Genomic DNA, 24,611 nt, shown 5'->3' with positions numbered 1-24,611 from the left:
GCTCCGTATGGAGCCTTTTTTGATTAAGGCGGTGTTGCGCAAAGTGGAGTGGGTGTTTATAAACCATCGATTGCCACAAAGCTCTTCAAGACACCGTTTTTTAAAGTAGCAGAGTTCCCCTATGTCAACAGAGATCCAACAACAGCTAAACCAACTGCGAGAGACACTCCATCGCCACGGAGTGAAATATTACGTTGAAGACAGCCCGGAAATTCCAGACGCGGAATATGACCGTCTGATGCGCGAGCTTCTTGAACTCGAGTCTCAATACCCTGAACTGGCAACTTCAGACTCGCCAAGTCAACGTGTTGGCGGTATGCCGTTGAGTGGTTTCGAACCTGTTACTCATGAAATTCCAATGTTGTCGCTGGATAACGCCTTTGATGATGGTGAGTTAGATAGCTTCTATAAACGTATGTGTGACCGACTGTCCACTCAAACCATCGCCAGTTTTTGCTGCGAACCGAAGCTAGATGGTTTAGCGGTAAGCTTACTTTACGAACAGGGTGTATTGGTGCAAGCCGCAACACGAGGAGATGGCGCGGTTGGTGAGAACATTACCGAAAATGTACGCACCATCAAATCGATTCCTTTAAAACTGTACGGCTCGGGCTGGCCTGAACGGCTTGAAGTACGTGGCGAAGTTTTTATGCCGAAGGCTGGCTTTGAACAGCTTAACCAACAAGCCCTTAAAAAAGGCGACAAAGTGTTTGTTAACCCGCGCAATGCCGCAGCAGGAAGCTTACGTCAGTTAGATTCACGGATTACTGCGACAAGGCCCTTGAGTTTTTATGCTTACAGCGTTGGCGTTGTTGAAGGTGCCACTCTCTCGCAAAGCCACTATGAACGTTTCTTACAACTCAAAGGTTGGGGCTTGCCTATGTGCCCAGAGACAAAGCGAGTTTCGGATATGCAGCAAGTAAAAGCTTATTATCAAGACATATTGTCTCGCCGTGACGAACTGGCTTACGAAATCGATGGTGTGGTGATTAAAGTCGATGCGATTGCACAGCAAGAGCAACTTGGTTTTGTTGCCAGAGCGCCACGCTGGGCGATTGCCTATAAATTCCCGGCTCAAGAAGAGATGACCACTCTTAATGATGTTGAGTTTCAGGTCGGACGTACTGGGGCAATCACCCCCGTGGCTAAGCTTGAACCTATTTTCGTTGGCGGGGTAACTGTCAGTAATGCCACCTTACACAATGCGGATGAAATTGAACGTTTGGGTGTGATGATTGGCGACTGTGTCGTGATTCGTCGCGCAGGTGATGTTATTCCCCAGGTCGTTTCTGTGGTTAAACAGCGTCGCCCTGACAATGCCCGAGCCATAGAATTTCCGGCAAGCTGCCCTGTTTGTCACTCAGATGTTGAGCGTGTTGAAGGGGAAGCGGTTGCACGCTGTACTGGCGGATTGGTATGTCAAGCCCAACGCAAACAGGCGTTGAAGCATTTTGTGTCACGAAAGGCTCTCGACGTTGACGGTCTTGGCGATAAAGTGATTGAGCAATTGGTCGATCGTGAAATGGTTGAAACACCGGCGGACTTATTTAAGCTGTCGGCCGGAGTATTGACTGTTCTGGATCGTATGGGGCCTAAGTCTGCGCAAAATGTGGTCGATGCTCTGAATAAGTCAAAACAGACAACATTAGCGCGGTTCTTGTATTCACTTGGTATTCGTGAAGTTGGTGAGGCTACTGCAGCAAACTTGGCCCATCATTTTAAAACCCTTGATAAGGTGATGGCTGCCAGTCATGAACAGCTTGTCGAAGTACAGGATATTGGTGCGATTGTCGCAAGTCACATTACCGCCTTTTTTGCTGAGGATAAGAATCGCAGCGTTATCGAAGCGTTATTAGTTCAAGGTGTGCACTGGCCGAATATTGAAGAGATAACCGTTGATGTTCCCCAGCCTTTAGCAGGGAAAACAGTCGTGCTAACAGGGTCGTTATCGCAATTGACTCGAAGTGATGCCAAAGCTGCCCTTGAAAGTTTAGGCGCTAAGGTAACCGGCAGTGTATCGAAAAAAACCGATATATTGTTCGCGGGTGAAAATGCCGGTTCTAAGTTAACTAAAGCTCAAGAACTAGGTATTGAGATAAAAACAGAAGCCGACATCGTGGAACTTATCAAGAAATAACCTAATATCCTTATAATACAAGCTACCTAAAACCTCAAAATTACTAATCTTGAGGTTTTATTTTTTCTGTAAATTAAGTTGTCGTAATAATCGTTAACCGATCCAATTAGTTTCCGTGACAACGATCTCCAATCTAAGAATTGTCGCAGATTAATCAGAACCTATGCGACACACTTCAATAATTCAAAATTTCATATCGATATAAGTCATTGAAATATAACAAGTAGTGTTGTTTTTATTTAATTCCTGACAAAAAGTAGATCTTGGTCACTCACTTGACAAAAATTTGTAGTGGCTCATATTTTTTTACTTAGAAATTAAGTTCTCATTGATGTTTTTTGATGCGAAGTTAGTCTTACACACATGGATACACAAGGTGTATGCAGGAAATAGAAAATCAACGGTTAATGATTAATTGACGGTTTTCAACATAGGAAATGATTTCTCCCTTCGGCGGCCAACTTAAGGTGAGAAAAACAAAAAACAGCTATATCCATTTTTAGGAGTTTTCCATGGACAAAATGTTTAAACGTACGCTTCTAGGTGCGGCAGTTGCTCTCGCATCAACTAGTGCTTTTGCAAATACTGAATCATCTCAAGTCGGTATTATTTCAGACTTCAACGTACAAGCTTACGGTGTGGCAGCAATCAGTGCGTTCACTGAAAAAGATCAGAAAGGCTACCAGTGGGACAACGAGTCGCGCATCGGTTTCCGTGCAGATAAAGATTTCTCAGACAATGTGAATATCTTTATGCAAATCGAATCTGGTTGGGTTGGTACTGATGGTACTGGTGCAACACTAGGTAACCGTGACACCTACTTGGGCCTACGTGGTGATTGGGGTACACTTCGAGCGGGTCGTATGTTAACACCTATGTACGAACTGGTTGACTGGCCATACTCTAACCCGGGTCTAGGACGTGTTTGGGATTCAGCATGGGCTGCGGATGTTGCTTACCACCGTGACCGTCATGGTAACCAACTACGTTACGACTCTGCCCAACTTGGTAACTTTAACTACAGCCTCTCTACTGGTGTGGGTGACACGGGTGTTGACAACAACTATTTCTATGGCGCAAAAGCATCTGTGAAAGCTGGTGATATGATCACTTTCCACGCGGCTTTCGAAACTGAGCAAAACCGCCAGAAGAAAGAGGCAGTAGCTGCAGCATGGGAAATTTGTACTGATGCCTCTGGTTGTGGCACTGGCATCTTGCAGGGTGATAATTATGAAAAAGCCGGCACTGCAGCTGAAATGGTTGACACACTAGGTTACTTGATTGGTTTTGAAGCATCTCTTCCGGGTGGTTTCGGACTTTCCGCAGCGTATAAAGCAGGTTCAAGTGATGTTCAAGGTGGAGCGAAATCTGAGCAAGGTTCATACTCTGTAATCGGCCAATACTGGAATGGACCTTGGGGCTTCAAACTCGGCTATGCAGCTAACCTCGATTATGAATTGGATGGCGCCGAGCAAGAAAATACAGCAGATAACGTAGTATCTGGTCAGTTAATGTATGTTAAGAATGGTTTTGTTCCTTACTTCCGAGTAGGTTCTTACACTAAGAATGATGGTGACTCAACGCCGTTTGTTCGTTTAGGCCTAGAATACGGGTTCTAAAATAAATTTATATCTTACTCTAAAGTTACGCCGGTCTTTTTGGCCGGCGTTTGCTATATAATCGTTACATCCCTCTATGTTGAGTGATTCGAATTAATAATGGTTTTTACCCAGGTAGTTTGTATGAAAAAAATAATGTTAATGAGTATTTCCCTCGTTATTACGGGCTGCTCTACGTTGGATGTGGATGATGACTTTTCTGATTCTGTCAGTAAGATCGAAAGTAAGCAAAACTACCAAATCGTGATGGGAAAAACACTGTCACCTGAGGTAATCAATATTAAAGGAGGTCAACTTGTTAAATCTACATTGGAGTTTAATTATGTGGCGTCCAATTTAGAACAAGTCGTACCTGATTCTTTCATTACAATGGAGCTACAGTACTTCAAGAACTACAACCAATTTCATTCAGTAGTTTTTAGTCAGGATGGCTCAACTGAGAAGATAAATGCCTACGCAGCAGCAACAGAAACCTGTGGTGATATCTGCACTACCACTCAATATATTAAGTTTCCAGTTGATGAGGCGTTGTTTTTAGATTCGCTGGATCAAGACCTTTACTTTGATGTTGCTGCATCGAAAAACTCGTTATTTAGCTTCTCTGTACCAGCGGGATATATTAAGGCGCTTGTTGAAAGCGGTAATAACAGTGTTACTGGGCAAAAGCAGTCAGCTTATATAGCGCCAGCAGTAATAGTGAAAGAAACGCCTATAAACCAGCAATCAAAAGTATTGGAAATGTCACAATACTGGTATGAACAATTAGCAAAGTCTGAGCAAGACAACGCAATTAATTGGGCTATTACGAATCGTAATCAATGGTTAGACAAGCCACTTAGTGCGTCAAAAGAAGCGGAAATGTTTAGTTATTGGTATGAAAAAGCCAATGTCGATGAGAGAAAAGAGATCATTAAACAACTATTAGAGTTATAGAATAACAAAGGAGCCAAGGGCTCCTTTGTTATTAATGGATAAAGAGAAACTGAGGTTTCTAGCAAGCTTTAGCTCTGATGGTTAAGATGATTCCATCTACGTCGATGATTTCCACCATAGTGTTTGCTGCAATAGCCTTATCTGAGCGCGCTGTCCAAGTCGAATCAGCAAACTTTATTCGTCCTTTACCTGCGGGGAAGTCTTCATCTAAACGAATGGTCTGTCCGATTAGCTGTTGCTGCTTTTGATTGAGCGTTCTTGCTGCATCATCTTGTGTGTCTGACTTCAGTTGTCTGCGCCACCACAACCAAGTGGTGGCAAGAGAGAACACCCCAAAAGCGACCCACTGAAGCTGCCAGCTGATGGGTAAAATGCTTAGCAAAGCACCCACCACGAGCGCGGATAGCCCTAGCCAAAGAAAATAGCCTGCGGTGCCGAGTAGCTCACAAGCCAGTAAAGCTAAGCCGAAAGCAAGCCAATGCCAGTAATTAATACTTTCCATCAACTCAATCATGAACGCCTCTACTTATTTTGTTGTGAATGTTTAAACATTTCAGCCACGCCTGCGATCGATCCCATTAGGCCTGTCGCTTCCAGTGGTAACATAATGATCTTGCTATTTTCTGCCTGACCAATACTTTTTAGTGCATCAGTATAGCCTTGAGCGATAAAGTAATTGACCGCCTGCATATCTCCTTTAGCGATCGCTTCAGATACCATCGTCGTTGCTCGTGCCTCTGCTTCTGCGGCGCGCTCACGTGCTTCTGCTTGAAGTATAGCGGCTTGTTTATCCCCCTCCGCTTTTAAAATCTCCGATTGCTTATGCCCTTCAGCACGTAAGATTTCAGCTTGTCTAACTCCTTCGGCTTCAAGAACTTCTGCACGTTTATTTCGCTCTGCCTTCATTTGAGCGTTCATCGCTGCGGTAAGATCCGCTGGTGGCTGAACATCTTTAATCTCAATACGGGTGACTTTAACGCCCCAAGGGTTCGTCGCTTCATCAACGATAGACAGCAGTTTGACGTTGATCATATCGCGCTGACTGAGCATCTCATCGAGTTCCATTGAGCCGAGGACAGTACGAATGTTGGTCAGAGTAAGATTGCGAATCGCGTGCTCTAGATCGTTTACTTCATAGGCGGCTTTGGCAGCATTAACCACTTGAACAAAACACACCGCATCAATGGTTACATTAGCATTGTCTTTGCTGATCACTTCTTGGGCAGGGATATCCAGAACACGTTCCATCATGCTGATTTTATGACCAATACGATCAATGAACGGAATAATTAGGTTAAGTCCCGGCTGAAGGGTATGAGTATAACGGCCAAAACGCTCGACAGTCCAAGTACTGCCTTGTGGGACGGTTTTTACCGCAGCAATAATCACTGCCACAATAGCAACAATAAAAACGCCAATAGTAATCAATGAATCAATAGCCATCTGTGAGTTCCTTATAATGATAATGATTCGATTGTTGCTTAATTTATCCTCACAAACAATGGCAGAAATGAGACTCCGGCTCTGTTTTAGATATAAATAAAGCCGGCACTGCCGGCTTTAAGTAATTGATTTAGAATGGTCTAATATAAAATTGAGTAAAGTTGACGGCGATACTTACCCGCAGTTGGGTTGCCTTGTCCTAGCGCAGCTAAGATATCCATAAACAACTTTTTGATCTCACCATCTAGAGCATTTAAGTCACTGCGTAGTGAACGCCATAGTAGCTCAAGAGCATCTTCATCACGATTGACTTGGTGATAGCTCAGCGCCAATTCATGCACTAGTTTTAAGTTGGTTGGCTGTTGCTGTAATGCCTGTTCTAGCGATTGAATTTCAGGGCTGTTAGCTGCTTGATCGTGGAGTTCGAGTTTAGCAACTAACCCTTTGTAATAATTGTCCTGATACTCCAAAGGAATATGAGTGAGCAATGCTCTTGCTTGGTCAAAGTCTTGTGTCTCGAGATAACAATCGGCCAGTGCAAGCTTTACTTCCGCTTTCTGGTGCCATTCAGGATCCAAGCTTTCGAGTAACGTCAGTGCTTGGGTATGCTGCCCTGTTTGAATCAATTCAAGCGCTTGCTTAACGTGTTGTTCATCTTGACTTGGTAGATGCTTATTTAACATCTCTTGGATTGCGCCGAGAGTTTGTGGGCCACCTAAACCATCAACTGGTTGACCATTAACAAATAATGCAATCGTCGGTAAAGCTTGCACACCAAACTGGCTAGCAATCACTTGTTCTTGCTCGCAATTTAACAAGGCCAGAGTGAAGGTGCCGTTGTATTGCTGGGCTAGCATTTGCAGTTCAGGAATCACCTGAGCACTCTCTTCACTCATTGGTGCCCAAAAGTGAATCAGTACCGGGGTTTGCATCGAGCCTTCAAGGACTTGACGGAAGTTTTGTTCGTTTAGTTCAACGATGTATGGTGATTGCATGTAGCCTTTCCTCGTGACGCGGTATTTGGTATTTGCTTTAGAGATATGGGCGAAAGGGGGCAAGTTCAAGTTAGTGGTTTGAATTAACAGACATGAAACGCCCTTATCGATGCTTCAACGATAAGGGCGTTTCATGTTGCAATAAGCGAAGGTGTTTATAGAACGATAAACAAGGTTAGCGCAACACCCACACTCAGCCAGTTTAACTGGTTTAGGGTCATATTATTATTCCGAATGTAGCGCATTAATTGTTAGAGCTTGGCTCTCATTGTTAATTTAGCGTCTCATTGTTACGAAATAATGACATGCCTATCTGTTTTTATGCGGCTCTGCTCAATATTTTATCGAGTACGGAGGTTGGTAAAAGACGCTTGAGTAATGCGAAAACCTTAGTTGGTGTCGTCACTCGATAGCGGGCTTTGGGTTTGCTTGACTCAAGGGCATCAATTAAAGGGGCGATACAGGATTCAGGCGGTAAAACAAATGCGTTATTGGAAGTGTCGCTCTTTAAGCGAGCCATTTGTTGTCGATAGAGCGTTTCATGAACGCTGCCTTCAATTGGTATCCAACGCTCAAAGGCTTGTAAAGCATTGGCGCGGAATTGAGTCTCTATTGGCCCCGGCTCAATCAAACTAATGTGGATATTACTGCCAATAAGTTCGAGGCGCAGTGTGTCACTCCAGCCTTCTAAGGCAAATTTAGAGGCGTTGTAGGCGCCACGGTATTTCATTGCAGCGAAACCCAACACCGAGCTGTTTTGTATGATTCGACCAAATCCTTGTTTACGCATAGTCGGTAACAGTGCTTGAGTCAGTTGGTGCCAACCAAAAAAATTGCTTTCAAATTGGGCTCTTAACGCATCGGTTGGCAGATCTTCAAGGGCTCCAGGTTGACCGTAGGCGCCATTATTAAAAATGGCATACAGCTGGCCATTAGTTAGTCGCAGTGTTTCTTGTACCGCTTGAATAATGCTCTCGCTATCACTTAAGTCGAGTTTAATGGCGGTTAAACCTTCCGCGATGAGACGCTCGACATCGTGTTGTTGTCGGCAAGATGCAATAACGTGGTAGCCGCGCTGTTGGAGTGCATGGGCGCAGGTGTAGCCGATGCCTGTCGAACAGCCAGTGATCAGTATCTGTTTTTTCATATCTATTTAATCAGTCGGCGCGTGGCCTACCTTAGGTTATTAGTCGTGATGTTGTAATAAATTTTTCAACGCAGGTTCAATACGTGAATAGCTAAAGCGAAAACCTAACTCTGTCAATTTCTTCGGTTTGGCTCGTATGCTGTCAAATAACAAAACTGAGCTTTCACCCATCAATAATTGCATTACCCACTTGGGCGTGAAAAGTAAATGTGGCCGTTTAAGCGCTTTAGCTAACGTCTGACTAAATTCTTTATTGGTGACTGGGTGTGGGGCGCACAAATTAAACTCACCAAGGGCATGCTGAGTCTCAAGCAAATAGACAATCGCTCTGACCATATCCAGCATATGAATCCAAGGCATATATTGGCGTCCACTGCCTAATGGGCCACCAACCCCTAATTTATAAGGGGGGAGCATTTTTTTCAGAGCGCCGCCTTCAGGATCCAGTACAACACCAGTGCGCAATAGGCACACGCGAGTCATATCGGAGCGAGCACGGCTAGCGATGTGTTCCCATGTTGCACAAACTTGATGGGGGAATCCGTTGTTCTCAGTGACACGTAGTGTCTCATCAAAAGGGTGTTGTTGTTGATCGCCGTAAAAACCAACAGCGGAGCCACTGATAAAGACATTAGGTGGGTTGGTGCTAGCGTGAATGAGTTCGACTAATTTTTCAGTTAATAACCACCGACTGTCACAGATGATCTTTTTCTGTTTTTTTGTCCAACGCTTATCGGCGATCGGCTCGCCAGCTAAGTTAATCACACCATCAAAGTCATTGAGGTGCTGCAGGCTATCTAAATCATTAATATAGGTAACATTACCCATATCGGTATGATTGAGTGCCTGTTGTGCTGCTTTTGTGTTACGTGTGAGCAGAACGATCTCGTGTGTTGTTAAATGCTTTAACAGTTCGCGCCCAATAAATCCCGAACCACCAGTCAGCAATAGCTTCATTTTACATCCTTAATCTTGGCCACGTTTTTGTAAGCGAGAGTCTAACCATAGTCAACTATTGTTACTAATTATAGCGACTTAGAATAAAAAGTGATCATATGTGGCAATATCACAAAATTAACATTTTGTTACGTTTATCTTCATCTACGCTGCTGAAATCACATCGGAAAACGAGTTTGTTTGTCATGCTTGCATAAAGCGTAAATCGCGTACAGCACACAAGGAGGTTGAGTGGGAGCCGTTATCGCGTTACTCAGAGCGCTTTTAGGCAGTTTGAGGGATTTAACTCCCATTATTGTCGTTATCGCATTCTTTCAATTGGTTGTGCTGCAAGAGCCACTGCCTCACTTGCTATCGATTTTGTTCGGCTTGGTACTGGTTATTTTCGGTCTGACATTCTTTATTTTTGGTCTGGAAATGGGGCTGTTCCCGATTGGAGAGAGCATGGCTCAGGCTTTTGCTCGCAAAGGGAGCGTGTTTTGGTTGCTTATCTTTGCTTTCTGTCTTGGCTTTGGTACGACGATTGCTGAGCCTGCCTTGACGGCCGTTGCCAATGAAGCCGCTGAGGTTGCCGCCGAAGGAGGCATGATTCTTCATCATCCACAAGCAATGGAAGAGTATGCCAATGGGCTCAGGTATACCGTTGCTTTATCTGTCGGGATCGCGATTTTACTTGGCGTATTGCGCATTCTTAAGGGCTGGCCGATTCAGTATATGATTATTGGCGGCTATATTGGTGTGGTGATCCTGACCATGTTTGCTCCACAAAGTATTATCGGCGTGGCCTATGACTCTGGTGGTGTAACAACGTCGACAATTACTGTCCCGCTCGTTACCGCTTTAGGGGTTGGGCTCGCTTCAGCAATTAAAGGGCGAAATCCTATGATCGATGGCTTTGGCTTGATCGCGTTTGCTTCCCTGTTACCTATGATGTTTGTCATGGTTTACGGCATGGTGGTGGCATGATCGATTGGTCGCACTTTGGCGCTATTGTGATTGGCACTATTACCGACGTATTACCGATCGCGACGATTATTTTTGGTTTTCAGTTCGCGGTACTCCGGCGACCAGTGACGAATTTACCTAAAGTGATATTGGGCTTTTTCTATGTCATTTTAGGATTGTCGTTATTTCTTATCGGCCTAGATCTGGCCTTGTTTCCTCTTGGTGAAACGATGGCTGCTCAGTTAACCGCGCCAGATTTTATTACTCAGTTTCGTTTGTCATCAGTGGGAGAGTTCACGTGGATTGATTACTACTGGGTCTACTTGTTTGCCTTTTTTATCGGCTTTAGCACGACGATTGCTGAGCCATCTTTGATCGCTGTGGCGATCAAAGCTAATCAGGTTTCTGGTGGGAGTATCAGTGTCAATGGGTTACGTATTGCGGTGGCCTTAGGGGTGGCAATTGGTATCTCTCTTGGCAGTTATCGAATTGTGGTTGGTGACCCGATCCACTACTACATTATTGTTGGCTACGTCATTGTAGTGGTTCAAACCTTTTATGCACCTAAATTGATTATCCCATTAGCTTATGATTCGGGCGGGGTAACGACGTCAACTGTGACGGTGCCTTTGGTGGCTGCCTTGGGCCTTGGACTGGCATCAACAGTACCAGGAAGAAATCCGATGATTGATGGATTTGGGTTGATCGCGTTTGCAAGTTTGTTCCCCATAATTTCCGTTATGGGTTATGCACAAATCACTCAGTGGTTAAATAGTAAAGCAACTGAGCGGGAGGATAAAAACAATGCGCTTTAAATTGTTATTAGCTTTTGTCGAAGACAGTAAAACCGATGTGGTTTTAGATGCGGCAAGGAAAGCCGGGGCAACAGGAGCCACGGTTATCAATAACGCACGAGGAGAAGGGTTGAATCAAAAGCGTACCTTTTTTGGCTTGACCTTAGATGTACAAAAAGATGTGCTGCTGTTTGTGGTTGAAGAACACTTATCAAGGCATATTCTCGAAACAATCAATGATGTTGGCGAGTTTGACCAAGAGTCCGGCCAAGGTATCGCAATACAGATCGATATAGAAGATGCCGTCGGTGTTGCTCATCAAGTTGAGAAGCTAACCAAAGTCGTAGAGGATGAGTTATGAATGACCACCCCAAAGTTCGTGTTTGTGATGTTATGACCAATAACTATGTTGTGATTGATGGGCTTACTACCGTCAAAGAGGGCATTCAGTTAGCAAAGAACCACCAAGTGAAAGCCTTGGTCGTGAACAAACGCAATGATGATGATGAATATGGCTTAGTGCTAATGAACGATATCGCGAAAAAAGTGTTGGCCAAGAACCGTTCACCAGAGCGAACCAATATCTACGAGATCATGACGAAGCCTGCGCTATCGGTCTCATCGGATATGAACGTTAAATATTGTGCGCGATTATTCGAGCGTTTTGGGATCAGCCGAGCCCCTGTGATTGATAACGGTAAAATCGTCGGTATGGTCAGCTACAATAACATCGTTATTAACGGCATGATTCAAGGTGACTAATCGGAGGGCGCTGGGTAAAATCATCCTGCTATTGATTAAGGGGATGATGTCGTGAAACTGTTTTTTGCCTCAGATTTGCATGGCAGTTTGCCTGCCACGGAAAAAGTACTGGATAAATATCAACAATCGGGTGCCGAGCATTTTATTTTACTCGGAGATACGTTAAATCATGGGCCGCGGAATCCGGTTCCTGAAGGGTACAATCCGCCTGCAGTGAGCGAGTTACTCAACCGCTATGCGGAGGATATTATTGCGGTTAGAGGCAACTGCGATAGTGAGGTTGATCAAATGTTGCTGTCGTTTCCTATGATGATGGATTATGCGTGGGTGCTATTGGCAAGCGGTCAACGTTTGTTTCTCACTCATGGACACCTTTATAACGGCACAAAAAGGCCACCACTTCGCCTAGGAGACATTATTGCTCATGGCCACACTCATATTCCTGTGGCGCACAAAGACGGAGAGCAGGTTATTTTTAACCCCGGTTCGGTGACGTTTCCACGTGATGGTTACGCGCCTAGTTATGGCGTGTTTGAAGATAGTCAGCTAAAGGTTTTGAGCTTTGACGATGAGGTGATCGTTCAAATCGCACTCGAATAAACAGTGAATAAGCAGAGCCAATGATCCTCTGCTTATCTCTAGATCTGATTATCGTTACTTGCGGTCGGAATGACCAAGATCTCGCTCAGGATCAATCTGATCGCGGACGCGCTGTTTGAGTACTTTAGCCTCTGGAAATCCACCATCTTGTTTGCGTTCCCATATCTGTTGCCCATTACAGACAATTTCAAAGCGGCCGCCAGTATCGGGGTGGAGCGATAATGTTTCAATCTCTTCACTAAAGGTGTGCAGTAGTTCTTGCGCAAGCCAAGCTGAACGTAACATCCAATTGCATTGGCGACAGTAGTAGATATCAATGATTGCCTTATTCATACGAGTCCTATTAAAAATAAGCATTAATCCGAACGCCAGTGTGAGTCGTTCGAAACAGGGTTTAATTGATTGCGAACGCAGGTCGTTAGGTCAGTACTTAGACAGCTATCGGATATTGTGAGGCTAGGGGATTTGTAAATGTGAGTCTAGTAGGCTAAGAGCGTTTATCCAATCCATTTGACGTGCAATAAAAAGGGGCGTCATGCCCCTTTGAGTGAGATTAGTTGCTAAAAAGTACCGTAGAGCCGTGACTTAAGCTAGTTAACAGCAAGGTTTTTTCATTTATAATATCAATGCGGCGACTCTGCTGGGCATCCATCTTGAAAATTTGCGTGATGAGAGCTAACTGTGCAGGAGTAAAGTCCTTGCTCTGCGCCGAGGAGACATCTTTAAACTCTGTTGGTGATATCAACAAGTAATTGTCACTGATATCCCATTCACCTGTTTCTGAAATATTGATGACGCTTTCGGTTGCGCCATTTTCTGGGTAAAGACGTACGTTCGATACACGAATATAAGTGTTGTTGGGCAAATATTTAACATTCGACATGACGTTGACTTTACGCAATGGACCCACAGACTTTTCTTGTAAAGGTTCGGCAATGACGGTGACCATTTTCGATTGCCATTCGTTAGAGGTCAGTGTTTGCTCAATTTTTAAGTCGCTGCCCCAGTATAGCCAACTACTAAAAAGTGCAGAGACAATCAGTAAGATGATAGCGAATTTCTGATTCATAGTGGTTTCCTAGTTGCAGACTTTACCCAGATCTTGTTGCTCGGTAACGATGCGTAACGTAATGTTTTCTCCAGAGTTCGTTGGAGAGTGAATATAGTTAAGAATGAGTTGGTTATTTTGCCCACCCGTTGCAATCACTTCTATTGGGGCAAGCGCACCTTGATGCGTTGTATTGTATTGCTTAACGCATTGCTCGATCGATGGGTACCATTGAGTGAGATCAGGATGATTGAGTGGTGTTTTAACGGGAGTACTATCATAAATACCGATTTCACGGAATTTTGACTCGGCCGGATTGGTTAACAGAACCACAAAAATAGGCAGAAAAATAGCAACAATCAGCATCAGTTTGGTTAATAACGTCATGGCAGGTTTCGCCGGCGAAGGAACTAACGCGGGTCTCTGCTCTGCTGCTGGTGGTACTTCAACCGTGCTCTCTTCACTCACTACTATCATGTCATGAGTGTCATCGTCACCCGGTGTAATGTCTTCCGCTTCATTGTCCCCACTCATTAGTGGCGTAACACGATCGACACTACAAATGAGTTGGTAACCGCGTTTGGGGACGGTTTTGACGTACATTGGTGACTTAGTTGAATCGTTAAGTAGTTTACGCAGCGTAGAGATTGCTTGAGTCAGGCTTGAGTCGTCAACTTCAAACCCCTGTCGGCGCCAAACAAAGTCGTGCAGGTCGTTGCGTGAAACTATTTCACTCGGTTTTTCACACATTAGTAGAAGAATACGGCTTTCGTTACTTCCTAGACGGATAAGCTCGTTATCGCCCTCTTTATCCATAAGAGAGTTGGTGTTGGGATCAAAGGTAAATCTGTTTGCAAGATTAAATTTAGTACCTATGTTACTCATCAATCTATAGCCATTTTATTAAAAGTTTCAGGGGATCAAGCTACTCGAAAGCTCAGTTTTATTGCCGTTGAACAACTAGTTTATATTTTTTGATTTTTAAGGTGTCAAGAATAGTCAAAATAAAAACAAAAAAACACTGTTTTTATCTTTGTTGACCTTGAATTTACATTTGTCACCCTCATGTTAATGGACAGATTAGAGTCAATAGCAAATTAGAGTAATTAACTTATTGGCTTGATATGTAAAGTACTTATGGAGTTATCATGAGCGAAACAGTTACCCACAATAAAGAAACTCGTGGCTTTCAGTCTGAAGTTAAGCAATTACTTCATTTAATGATTCACTCTCTTTACTCAAATAAAGAGATCTTCCTGCGCGAGCTGATTTCTAATGCGTCTGACGCTTCTGACAAACTGCGCTTCCAAGCGTTGTCTAATCCTGACCTCTATCAAGGTGATGCTGAACTTGGCGTCAAACTCTCCTTCGACGAAACGGCAAACACACTGACCATTTCTGATAATGGTATTGGTATGAGTCGTGATGATGTGATTGAACATTTAGGTACAATCGCCAAATCAGGCACAGCTGAGTTTTTCTCGAAATTGTCGGATGAGCAATCAAAAGACTCGCAACTGATTGGTCAATTTGGTGTTGGTTTCTACTCAGCATTCATTGTTGCTGATGCGGTAACGGTGCGTACTCGCGCAGCAGGCTTGCCAGCGGATCAAGCGGTACAATGGCATTCCGCCGGAGAAGGTGAGTACACGATTGAAGACATCAATAAAGAGTCGCGTGGCACGGACATTATTCTTCACATGCGCGAAGACGGCAAAGAGTTCCTCAACGAGTGGCGTCTCCGTGAAGTGATCAGCAAGTACTCAGATCATATCGGAATTCCTGTTGCTATTCAGACCGCAGAGCGCGATGAAGAAGGCAACGAAACGGGTGAGAAAAAGTGGGAGCAAATTAATAAGGCTCAAGCGCTTTGGACTCGTAATAAAGCAGATATCTCAGACGAAGAGTACCAAGAGTTCTATAAACACGTATCACACGATTTTGCAGATCCACTGGTGTGGAGTCATAACCGCGTTGAAGGTAAGAACGATTACACTAGTCTGCTTTACATCCCAGCGAAAGCACCATGGGATATGATGAACCGCGATCATAAATCAGGTTTGAAGCTTTATGTACAGCGTGTGTTTATCATGGATGACGCCGAGCAGTTTATGCCATCATACCTACGTTTTGTTCGTGGTTTGATTGACTCTAACGATCTGCCGCTTAACGTATCGCGTGAAATCCTGCAAGATAACAAAGTGACTCAGTCGCTACGTAATGCATGTACGAAACGCGTGCTGACCATGCTGGAACGAATCGCCAAGAATGATGAAGAGAAATACCAATCATTCTGGAAAGAGTTTGGCTTGGTGTTGAAAGAAGGCCCAGCTGAAGACATGAGCAATAAAGAGAAAATTGCTAGTCTACTGCGCTTTGCATCAACAGAAGTTGACTCAGCAGATCAAACGGTGAGCCTTGCTTCGTATGTTGAACGTATGAAAGAAGGTCAAGATAAGATCTACTACCTCACGGCTGACAGCTATGCAGCGGCAAAAAATAGCCCTCACTTAGAGCAATTTAAAGCCAAAGGCATCGAAGTTATTTTGATGTTTGATCGCATTGATGAGTGGCTGATGAACTACCTCACAGAGTTCGATGGTAAGTCGTTCCAATCGATTACCAAAGCGGGTCTTGATCTGAGCAAGTTTGAAGATGAAGCTGAGCAAGAAAAACGCAAAGAGACAGAAGAAGAGTTCAAGTCAGTTGTTGAGCGCACTAAAGCCTATCTAGGTGACCGTGTTAAAGAGGTGCGCACAACCTTCAAGCTTGCGACAACCCCTGCGGTAGTGGTAACCGACGATTTCGAGATGGGTACACAAATGGCTAAGCTACTTGAAGCGGCAGGTCAAGCTGCACCAGAAGTGAAGTACATTTTCGAAATTAACCCGGAGCACCAATTGGTTAAGCGTATGGCGGACGAAGCTGACGAGGAAGCTTTTGGTCGTTGGGTTGAAGTGTTACTCGGCCAAGCAATGTTAGCTGAACGTGGTTCGATGGAAGATCCGTCTCAGTTCCTTGGCGCCATCAATACCCTTTTGACTAAGGGCTAATAACCTAAAAGACTCAAAAAGCTCGCATCTTGCGGGCTTTTTGGTTTAATTGCATTAATTGTGAATGAAACCCCGCGATGTTGCAGATGATAGTGAGTGTTTAAGCATTCTTTAGTCGTAATTCGCTCTCGGTCTTCAATTTGTATGGTAGAATGCAATCTTGAAACGAAACGATCAGGCGTGTAATGTGCACGCCTGTTTTATTGTTAACCGCAAATAATTATACCGAAACTTACCGTGAGCCGCGTCAAAGCCACGGCCTGACATAGTGAGCTTCGGTATAAAACATCATTATCTTAAGAGGATTCAACATGCGCATCATTCTTCTAGGTGCTCCAGGTGCAGGTAAAGGCACACAAGCTCAATTCATCATGGAGAAGTACGGTATTCCACAAATCTCTACCGGTGACATGCTACGTGCGGCTATCAAGGCAGGTACAGAACTTGGCAAGCAAGCTAAATCTGTTATCGACGCTGGTCAGCTAGTTTCTGATGAAATTATCCTTGGTCTGATCAAAGAGCGTATTGCTCAAGATGACTGTGAAAAAGGCTTCTTACTTGATGGTTTCCCTCGTACTATCCCTCAGGCTGATGGCCTGAAAGAGATGGGTATCGAAGTAGACTACGTGATCGAATTTGACGTTGCTGATGACGTTATTGTAGAGCGTATGGCTGGTCGTCGTGCTCACCTAGCTTCAGGTCGTACTTACCATGTTGTGTTCAATCCGCCAAAAGTTGAAGGCAAAGACGACGTAACGGGTGAAGACTTAGTTGTTCGTGATGACGACAAAGAAGAGACAGTACGTGCACGTCTTGGTGTTTACCACGAACAAACCGCACCGCTAATTGATTACTACGGTAAAGAAGCACAAGCGGGTAACACTAAGTACCTTAAGTTTGATGGTACTAAGCAAGTTACTGAAGTTAGTGCAGATATCGAGAAAGCACTGGCATAATTCACTAAGCGTGAATTTGGAAAATTTGTTATAGTAAAAGCGACCTACATAGGTCGCTTTTTTTATTGCTGTACGTTGATCGATAAGACTCTTCGTTACGTAACCACCCATTTCAGTGTCGATAGGAAGCTATGCAAAATCATAAAAAACAAGGTGTGTTATTAGTGAATTTGGGCACACCGGATGAAGCGACAGCCCCTGCAGTCAAGCGTTTCTTAAGCCAGTTTCTCCATGATAAGCGTGTTGTGGATATGACTCGCTGGTTATGGTGTCCCATTTTACATGGTGTGATTTTGCCAATTCGTGCGCCAAAAGTGGCGAAGCTTTATCAAAGTGTATGGATGGAACAAGGCTCGCCTCTAATGGTCTACTCGAAGAGACAGGCGAATAAGCTTGCTCGCAAGATCGAGCTTCCTGTGGAAGTGGGGATGACTTACGGCAATCCAAGTTTGCAATCTGGTCTTGAAGCCTTGTTAGCACAAGGGGTAGAAGATGTCATCGTGCTACCCATGTACCCGCAATATTCAGGAACGACGACCGCAGCAGTCTCTGATGGCCTGACTAAAGCGTTTAAAAACATGCCTGTCATGCCAGGGTATCGGTTTATCCGAGATTACTACCAACACCCCATGTACATCAAAGCACTTGCTCAAAGTGTCAGACGTTCTTGGGAAAAGAACGGTAAAGGCGATTACCTACTGTGTTCTTATCATGGTATTCCTAAACGCTATGCTGATAATGGTGATGTGTATCCGCAGCATTGTGATCGTACCACGACATTATTGGCGCGAGAGCTTGAATTGGCTCCCAACCAAATTGGGATGACTTACCAGTCGCGTTTTGGACGTGAAGAGTGGCTACAACCTTATACCGACAAAACGCTAGAGACATTACCAGGCAAAGGTATTAAGAATCTCGACATTATTGCTCCTGCTTTTTCCGTTGATTGTTTGGAAACACTAGAAGAAATTTCCGATCAATGCAGTGAGATCTTTATGGAAAAAGGGGGAGAGAAATTTACCTATATTCCATGTCTAAATGATGATGAGTTGCATATTCAAATGATGGTGGATTTGATTTCAAACTGTTAAATCAGCCAATCATTATTCCAATCAAAGGTCGCGTGTGCGGCCTTTTTTACGTTCTAAGCCATCCGCTGTATGGGTCTTTGTGGGGAAATGTGCTTGTGCATAAGCAACGCAACACTACATTAAGTGATCAAGATCTGATTATTAGCAGTGGAAACTTAAAGGAACCTAAATTGAGTGTGAGTTAACGAGGGCTATGCTGTTAGAAATAAAAAATAAACGCGAACTTGATCACCGTTTGGTTTTTTATTTTATTTTTTATTTTATTAAATGTCTGAAAATTAAGAATTAAATTACTTTTTTGTTTTTTACGTTGATGTGCGTCGCACTAAGTTAGGATTAATTTTTTATCATGAATTAAATCAGACATTATGTTCGCCAAGCCAGGGAGGCAAATCATTTGAGCGGTTATAGGTGAAGAACTACCTCGTGAACGACCGCTACACATTTTAGTAAAAAGGCAGATCATAATGAAAAAACTATTTGCACTGACAGCTCTTGCTTCTGTTATCGCTGCTCCAGCTATGGCCAATGAGTTTGACGAGAATGTCCAACTAACAGAAAAAAGCACCGCGAAGAATACTTATGTAACAGGTAACATTCAGTTCCACGATGATGGTCGAATTCATGGCACGGATGCTTCATCTACTCTAGAGGTCGGCCATACCTTTACTAATGGTCTCGGCGGCGCAACAATTTACGCTGAGTTTGATGGCCTACAAATGGGTAACATCGTCAATGAGCCAGGTAGTGCAGGTCAGTTTAGCCCGTTCCTTACCATTGGTGGTGAGCAGCGCTTCACTATCACTGATAACTTCTGGGTTGGCGCTGGTTACCAACACCTGTTGCAAAACGGTGATACGGTTCAGTACCGTCCATTGGTGAAAATTGGTTACGATATGGACAACGGCTTTAGTTGGGCCAACCGCTTCCGTGCGCATCTACCGGAAGACAGCAAGGCAGACAACGATTACCGTTTAGACACTACCTTCGCATATCAACTGCAAGATACTCCACTCCGCGTATCGTACAACAACGTATATATGACTGAATCCGATCTTATGGATCATGAGCTCCGTCTAACGTGGACTCGTAACGGTAACTTCCAGCCGTACGTTGAGTACCGTTCACAAGCGAATGGCCTAGACCTAACAGATGCGTCTTACCCAGACCAAACATTTGATGGCCAAAACAATGCACTTGTTATTGGTGGCACCTTCGTGTTCTAAGCTTATTGCTTAAGCGAAATTAACTAAAAAAGGCCAGCGATAGTACGCTGGCCTTTTTGTTGAGTGTCTAATCTACTCTTTACGCTTTTGAAGTTAAGCCTATCTTGTTCATTAGAATTAAGTTCTTAGTGCTGTGCAAACTCGATAACGTCACCATCTTTATCAAATGCATATACTGTATATGAGTCTTTTTTGTCACCATACTCCATACCAGGTGAACCCATGGGCATTCCTGGTACAGCCAAACCTTTCGCATTACGTGGTGGATTGTCTAAAAAGGCTTTGATGTCCTGTGCTGGAATGTGGCCTTCAAATACGTAACCATCGATTTCTGCCGTGTGGCATGAGGCAATCTCTGGTGTGATGCCAAGCTTTTGTTTAATCGGATTCATGTTTTCATGCAGCTTTTCTTCAACGTTGAAGCCAGCCTCTTGCATATGCTTGGTCCACTCACTACAACAACCACAGTATGGTGATTTATGGTTGAGTACATCCGTTGCCATCGCTTGGCCAGACAGCACAGCGAGTGCTGCCAAAGCAAAAAGTTTTTTATTCATATAGTCACTCCTAAAAAGTTTTAAATAATCGTAAACGGTTAGCGTTGCTCACTACCGTGATGGAAGAGAGCGCCATCGCCGCTCCGGCAATCACAGGGCTCAGTAAGAAGCCAAAACTTGGGTAAAGCACACCTGCAGCTATCGGAATACCCAATGAGTTGTAGACAAAGGCACCAAATAAGTTCTGTTTCATATTTTTTACCGTTGCCTTAGACAATTCGATCGCTTTCACTACCGCTAACGGAGAAGAGTTGAGGAGAGTCATCTGTGCACTCTCAATGGCAACGTCACTGCCGCTGCCCATGGCAATACCGATATCAGCAAGGGCAAGGGCAGGAGCATCATTAACGCCATCACCAATCATCGCCACGCGATGTCCCTCTTTTTGCAGTTGCTCGATATGGTGCGCTTTTTCGTCGGGTAGCACTTGCGCGATCACACGTTCGATACCGAGTTGGGTTGCGATGACCTCTGCGACAGCTTGGTTATCGCCAGTCAACATAACAGGGATGATCTTGCTGGCTTTTAAGCGATCAACAGCCCGCTTTGCATCTGCTTTGAGTGGGTCGGCTATCGCGATAATCCCGATAACGTCCTGATCCACTGCAACAATCACTGGGGTCCATGCATTGGCAAGATAGCGTTTAAGCGGTTGTTCAATTTGGCTAAGATCCCATTTTTGTTGCTTGGCAAAACTCACCGAGCCAATTGTGACTTGTTGGCGGCCAACTTGTGCCACTACACCTTGACCTCGGCGGTTATCAAAGTTGTTTGATTCAACTAAACTAAGTTTTTGCTGCTGAGCTTTTTGGACGATCGCTTTTGCCAGAGGATGTTCAGAATACTGTTCGACAGAGGCGGCAATCGAGAGTAAGCGATCACTATCGTCATTAACAGAGAACAGGTCTTCCACCGCCGGTTTGCCTTGAGTCAAGGTTCCGGTTTTATCAAACACCACCATATCTATTTTGCTGGCTGATTGCAGAACATCTGCATCTTTAATCAAAATACCCATCTCAGCCGCTTTGCCGACGCCAACGGTTACTGATAGTGGTGTCGCTAAGCCAAGCGCACAAGGGCAAGCAATAATCAATACGGTTGTTACCACCACTAACATATAGCTGGCTTTGGGTTCAGGTCCGACTGCAAACCAAATCGATGCTGCAACCAGCGCAATCATGACGACCACAGGCACGAACACGGCTGAAATTTGATCGGCAAGTTTCGCGATAGCAGGTTTACTGCTTTGTGCTTCGCGAACCATACTGATAATTCTCGATAGCATGGTGTCACTGCCAACCCCTGTGGCTCTGAACAGCAGTGAGCCATCTTGGTTGATGGTCCCGGCTGAAATCGTATCACCTTGAGATTTGGCCACAGGGAGCGGCTCACCTGTGAGCATTGATTCGTCGAGGTAAGAGTCTCCAGATAATACTTCGCCATCAACAGCGACTTTTTCGCCCGGTTTGACTCTTAGAGTCATGCCAACAGTAATAGCATCAATGGCGATCTCTTGATCTCCTTGTTCAGAAACGAGGGTGGCCGTCTGTGGCTGTAAATTAATGAGTGATTGCAAAGAGCGAGTCGTTTTCGCTTTTGCTTTTGCTTCGATGTAATGGCCTAAAGAAATCAAGCCGACAATCATCGCACTGGCTTCAAAGTAGACATGGCGTGAAGCGAGCGGAAACCATTGAGGAAAAGCGACCACCAACATAGAGAATAGCCATGCGGCACCTGTCCCGAGTGCAACTAAGGTGTCCATTGTGGCGCGTTTGTGAGTGAGCGCTTGCCATGCATTAGTGAAAAATGAACGTCCGGCGGTTGCCAATAACCACAAGCAAAGCATGCCCACAGCACCCCAAGCGAGTTGGTCACTGCTGTTGCGGATCATCATGTTGCCGCCGAAAATACCCCAAAGCATTAATGGCGCACCAATCAGAATCCCACGGATAGCACTCTGTTTGTGTCCACTTTGAACGATTTGCTGCTGTTCAAGTTGCTGCTGTTGTTGGGTAGCAGGGTCATCGACCACTTGGGCTTGATAACCTGCTTGTTGAATGGCATCGGTTAACTGCGAGATCAACTCATCACGTTCAGGTGAGGCAAACACCAATGCGCTCTGCTCGGCTAGGTTAACTTGAGCTCGCTCTACGCCTGTGACCGAAACCAGCGCTTTTTCTACTGAAGAAACGCAACTTGCGCATGTCATTCCTGAGATAAGTAAATGTAGCGGTTGTGTTGCGAGCGGTGAATTCACTTTGTCGTCTGGTGGAGTCACTGTATCTGCTGGTTCAATGCTAGGTTTAATGTTGGGTTCAACAACGGGTTGTTCATCGGCTTGATAACCAAGCGAGTGAATCAGCTGTTTAATTGAGTCTGCATCATTGAGCGTTCTAATCTCAAGCTCAGTTTTCGTCGCACTAAATTGTATATTGGCACTATCGTTGGCGAGGGCATTTTCTATTTTTGCCACACACTTGCCACAGTTGAGTCCCTGAAGATAGAAGTGATAATGGTGACCTGCTTGATATCCCAACGCCTCAATCGACTCAACCAATGCTTTCAGTGTGCTATTGCTTTCCAGACAGATAAAAGTCGGGGATAGCTCAAGCACTTTTGCATGGTGATCATCGACCATTATCCGTTCTACTTTTCTTGCACATCCCATGCAGTTGAGCCCTGATAGGGGAATATCAAACTTAGTCATCACATCACCTCGAAAACGTTACTGTTGCTAAGCGTAAACCTTACTGCAAGGGTAAGGTCAAGTAATAGCAAGCAAAACGTTAAAACTCATCTTAATGAGATTATCTAAGTCATTGAGCTTGCGAGTCATTTCAAATTTTTTATGACCAATTTATAAAGTTGCGTAAATCGTTAAAAAATCACAGAGATCCCGATCACGTCTTGATTGTGTTTAACGATGGTTTACTACCCACATAGTAGAAATTGACGTTTTTTATTCTTGATGTTTAATTTTAATTATATGATTTTATTAAGTTTATATAAATTTTTGTTTTGTTGATTTGAACAGCGTCAGAGTTTTTTATCCTCTAGTTTTTTGATGCGAAAAAAGTTTGCCACTATGCCCCTGTCCATAAATACCGCCCCTCGAAGCAGCAAGTTAGAACTGTGAGAGGGGCAAGGAAAATTCAAAAACAATAGGGGTTATTTCTTATGTCTCATTTTAAAAAGACACTTCTTGGCGCAGCAGTATCAAGCTTAGTGCTGAGTGGCGCAGCTATCGCTGACGGTGCTAACAGTGATGCTGCAAAAAACTACTTAACCAAAGACTCTTTTGCTTATGAAGTCTACGGTATCATCGCGATGCAGGCCGCGTTTCGTGATTACGATACAGGCTCTCAAGCAAAAGATGATGAGCTTGGTGGTATGCAGTTAAACAATGAATCACGTATTGGTTTCCGTGGTAAGAAAGATTTTGCTAATTTTGGTCCTGCGTTTATTTGGCAGATTGAAGGTGGTTATGTTGATCCAAGTTTCGGTGGCGAAGGCGCAGGTCTGGGTGAACGAGATACCTTCGTCGGTTTTGAAGGTGATTCACTTGGGCAGGTACGTCTTGGTCGCGTACTCACGCCAATGTATGAGCTAGTTGACTGGCCAGCGTCGAATCCAGGTCTTGGTGATGTGTATGACTGGGGCGGAACAATCGGTGGCGCCAAATATCAAGATCGTCAATCTAATACCATCCGCTGGGATACACCAACCTATTTTGATGCACTCTCGTTAGATATCGCCGCGGGCTCAGGAGATAAAGCAGGGCTAGGCGCGGGGGATGATTATTGGCTCGGTGGTGCAGCGCACTACAAAGTAGGCCCTATCCAATTTGACGCCGCTTATGAAGGTAACCGCAACATTCAAGGTGAAGGGACGCAGTGGAGCAACGACTCTTACTTGATTGGTCTACAAGGTTGGTTTGACAACGGGATCTCTTTCTATGCCCAGTACAAAATGATGGATGCGAAATCTCGAGAAGGGGTGGAAGAGAAACTCAATGCGATGTCGGCAGCACTGATGTACACCACAGGTGACTGGCAATATAAGATTGGTTATGCCGCCAACTTTGAGTTAGAGCGTGACGGTAAAACCATCGAAAACTCAGACGACAACGTTCTATCGGGCCAAATCATGTACTTTGTTGACCCATCAGCGGTGCTCTATGCTCGTGCTCGTACACTCGATTTCGGTGAAGAAGTCTCTTACACAAACGGCCACGTTGACGCCGATAAAGGGACGATTCGCGGCAAATCAGGTGATTATGTCGAGTATTCAGTGGGTGTTGAGTACTACTTCTAAAGCGTGGATTAGACACACAATCTTTATTTAACGA

At 44.4% G+C, this 24,611-nt stretch carries 23 protein-coding genes; 13 read left to right on the top strand and 10 right to left on the bottom strand.

What is annotated here, in order from left to right; genetic code table 11:
• The first annotated feature begins 121 nt into the window (after window positions 1–121).
• The 3 genes from ligA (at window position 122) to ViNHUV68_RS10730 (ending at window position 4,689) form a co-directional block, all read left to right on the top strand.
• Complete coding sequence (gene ligA / locus ViNHUV68_RS10740; RefSeq protein ID WP_391088053.1) at window positions 122–2,137, top strand: NAD-dependent DNA ligase LigA; 2,016 nt, start codon at window positions 122–124, stop codon at window positions 2,135–2,137.
• 512 nt (window positions 2,138–2,649) lie between these two features.
• On the top strand, window positions 2,650–3,756 hold the full coding sequence (locus tag ViNHUV68_RS10735; protein ID WP_391088051.1) for a porin: 1,107 nt from the start codon (window positions 2,650–2,652) through the stop codon (window positions 3,754–3,756).
• A 123-nt stretch (window positions 3,757–3,879) separates the two neighbouring features.
• Complete coding sequence (locus ViNHUV68_RS10730; RefSeq protein WP_391088049.1) at window positions 3,880–4,689, top strand: DUF2057 domain-containing protein; 810 nt, start codon at window positions 3,880–3,882, stop codon at window positions 4,687–4,689.
• Window positions 4,690–4,747: 58 nt separating this feature from the next.
• On the opposite strand, the gene ViNHUV68_RS10725 is transcribed toward ViNHUV68_RS10730, so the two are convergent.
• The 5 genes from ViNHUV68_RS10725 to ViNHUV68_RS10705 form a co-directional block, all read right to left on the bottom strand.
• Window positions 4,748–5,203 (bottom strand): NfeD family protein, encoded by a 456-nt coding sequence (locus ViNHUV68_RS10725; RefSeq protein WP_391088046.1) that lies wholly within the window; start codon window positions 5,201–5,203, stop codon window positions 4,748–4,750.
• An 8-nt stretch (window positions 5,204–5,211) separates the two neighbouring features.
• Window positions 5,212–6,132, bottom strand: coding sequence for an SPFH domain-containing protein (locus tag ViNHUV68_RS10720; protein ID WP_038175504.1), 921 nt, complete (start codon window positions 6,130–6,132; stop codon window positions 5,212–5,214).
• A 140-nt stretch (window positions 6,133–6,272) separates the two neighbouring features.
• Entirely contained in the window at window positions 6,273–7,127 is an 855-nt protein-coding gene (locus tag ViNHUV68_RS10715; protein WP_038175505.1) for a co-chaperone YbbN, read from the bottom strand.
• A 319-nt stretch (window positions 7,128–7,446) separates the two neighbouring features.
• Entirely contained in the window at window positions 7,447–8,274 is an 828-nt protein-coding gene (locus ViNHUV68_RS10710; protein WP_391088042.1) for an SDR family oxidoreductase, read from the bottom strand.
• A gap of 39 nt (window positions 8,275–8,313) precedes the next feature.
• The gene (locus ViNHUV68_RS10705) at window positions 8,314–9,231 is read right to left on the bottom strand and encodes a TIGR01777 family oxidoreductase (RefSeq protein WP_038175507.1); all 918 of its coding nucleotides are present in this window, start codon (window positions 9,229–9,231) and stop codon (window positions 8,314–8,316) included.
• A 231-nt stretch (window positions 9,232–9,462) separates the two neighbouring features.
• Between ViNHUV68_RS10705 and ViNHUV68_RS10700 the strand changes: the two genes are divergently transcribed.
• From ViNHUV68_RS10700 to yfcE, 5 genes are read left to right on the top strand one after another with little or no spacing between them, the layout of a single operon-like run.
• On the top strand, window positions 9,463–10,197 hold the full coding sequence (locus ViNHUV68_RS10700) for a DUF1538 domain-containing protein (RefSeq protein ID WP_038175508.1): 735 nt from the start codon (window positions 9,463–9,465) through the stop codon (window positions 10,195–10,197).
• Window positions 10,194–10,991, top strand: a complete 798-nt coding sequence (locus ViNHUV68_RS10695; RefSeq protein ID WP_391088039.1) for a DUF1538 family protein — start codon at window positions 10,194–10,196, stop codon at window positions 10,989–10,991. Before ViNHUV68_RS10700 ends, ViNHUV68_RS10695 begins: the two co-directional genes overlap by 4 nt.
• Window positions 10,981–11,331, top strand: coding sequence for a P-II family nitrogen regulator (locus ViNHUV68_RS10690; protein ID WP_038175510.1), 351 nt, complete (start codon window positions 10,981–10,983; stop codon window positions 11,329–11,331). The genes ViNHUV68_RS10695 and ViNHUV68_RS10690 overlap by 11 nt, the downstream gene beginning before the upstream one ends.
• A complete protein-coding gene (locus ViNHUV68_RS10685) occupies window positions 11,328–11,732 on the top strand; it encodes a CBS domain-containing protein (RefSeq protein ID WP_038175511.1) in 405 nt (134 codons plus the stop codon). Before ViNHUV68_RS10690 ends, ViNHUV68_RS10685 begins: the two co-directional genes overlap by 4 nt.
• A 51-nt stretch (window positions 11,733–11,783) precedes the next feature.
• Window positions 11,784–12,332 (top strand): phosphodiesterase, encoded by a 549-nt coding sequence (yfcE, locus tag ViNHUV68_RS10680; protein WP_391088036.1) that lies wholly within the window; start codon window positions 11,784–11,786, stop codon window positions 12,330–12,332.
• A gap of 54 nt (window positions 12,333–12,386) precedes the next feature.
• Here the strand turns inward: yfcE and ViNHUV68_RS10675 are convergent, their stop codons facing one another.
• From ViNHUV68_RS10675 to ViNHUV68_RS10665, 3 genes are all read right to left on the bottom strand, one after another.
• Window positions 12,387–12,665 carry a SelT/SelW/SelH family protein gene (locus tag ViNHUV68_RS10675; RefSeq protein WP_391088033.1) on the bottom strand — a complete coding sequence of 93 codons (279 nt, stop codon included), beginning with the start codon at window positions 12,663–12,665 and terminating at the stop codon, window positions 12,387–12,389.
• A gap of 220 nt (window positions 12,666–12,885) precedes the next feature.
• On the bottom strand, window positions 12,886–13,401 hold the full coding sequence (locus tag ViNHUV68_RS10670) for a regulatory protein ToxS (protein WP_391088031.1): 516 nt from the start codon (window positions 13,399–13,401) through the stop codon (window positions 12,886–12,888).
• A 9-nt stretch (window positions 13,402–13,410) separates the two neighbouring features.
• The gene (locus ViNHUV68_RS10665; RefSeq protein WP_038175515.1) at window positions 13,411–14,265 is read right to left on the bottom strand and encodes a transcriptional regulator; all 855 of its coding nucleotides are present in this window, start codon (window positions 14,263–14,265) and stop codon (window positions 13,411–13,413) included.
• A gap of 263 nt (window positions 14,266–14,528) precedes the next feature.
• On the opposite strand from ViNHUV68_RS10665, the gene htpG reads away from it, so the two are divergent.
• The 4 genes from htpG to ViNHUV68_RS10645 all read left to right on the top strand — a co-directional run bounded on the left by htpG (window position 14,529) and on the right by ViNHUV68_RS10645 (window position 19,706).
• A complete protein-coding gene (gene htpG / locus ViNHUV68_RS10660; RefSeq protein WP_038175516.1) occupies window positions 14,529–16,433 on the top strand; it encodes a molecular chaperone HtpG in 1,905 nt (634 codons plus the stop codon).
• A 311-nt stretch (window positions 16,434–16,744) separates the two neighbouring features.
• Window positions 16,745–17,389 carry an adenylate kinase gene (gene adk, locus ViNHUV68_RS10655; RefSeq protein ID WP_038175517.1) on the top strand — a complete coding sequence of 215 codons (645 nt, stop codon included), beginning with the start codon at window positions 16,745–16,747 and terminating at the stop codon, window positions 17,387–17,389.
• 131 nt (window positions 17,390–17,520) lie between these two features.
• Window positions 17,521–18,480, top strand: a complete 960-nt coding sequence (gene hemH / locus ViNHUV68_RS10650) for a ferrochelatase (RefSeq protein ID WP_391088027.1) — start codon at window positions 17,521–17,523, stop codon at window positions 18,478–18,480.
• A gap of 467 nt (window positions 18,481–18,947) precedes the next feature.
• Window positions 18,948–19,706, top strand: coding sequence for an oligogalacturonate-specific porin KdgM family protein (locus ViNHUV68_RS10645; RefSeq protein ID WP_038175519.1), 759 nt, complete (start codon window positions 18,948–18,950; stop codon window positions 19,704–19,706).
• Between the two features lie 125 nt (window positions 19,707–19,831).
• Here the strand turns inward: ViNHUV68_RS10645 and ViNHUV68_RS10640 are convergent, their stop codons facing one another.
• A complete protein-coding gene (locus ViNHUV68_RS10640; protein WP_038175520.1) occupies window positions 19,832–20,263 on the bottom strand; it encodes a DUF411 domain-containing protein in 432 nt (143 codons plus the stop codon).
• Window positions 20,264–20,273: 10 nt separating this feature from the next.
• Window positions 20,274–22,970: a copper-translocating P-type ATPase gene (locus ViNHUV68_RS10635; RefSeq protein ID WP_391088024.1), complete on the bottom strand. Its 2,697-nt coding sequence runs from the start codon at window positions 22,968–22,970 to the stop codon at window positions 20,274–20,276.
• Window positions 22,971–23,440: 470 nt separating this feature from the next.
• On the opposite strand from ViNHUV68_RS10635, the gene ViNHUV68_RS10630 reads away from it, so the two are divergent.
• Window positions 23,441–24,577: a porin gene (locus ViNHUV68_RS10630; RefSeq protein ID WP_391088021.1), complete on the top strand. Its 1,137-nt coding sequence runs from the start codon at window positions 23,441–23,443 to the stop codon at window positions 24,575–24,577.
• The last annotated feature ends 34 nt before the right edge of the window (window positions 24,578–24,611 follow it).

The sequence above is a fragment of the Vibrio sp. NH-UV-68 genome, assembly GCF_042940635.1.
Lineage (GTDB): Bacteria > Pseudomonadota > Gammaproteobacteria > Enterobacterales > Vibrionaceae > Vibrio > Vibrio pacinii.
The sequence above is the reverse complement of the archived record's forward strand: the minus strand, read 5'-3'. Positions and strand labels throughout refer to the sequence as shown.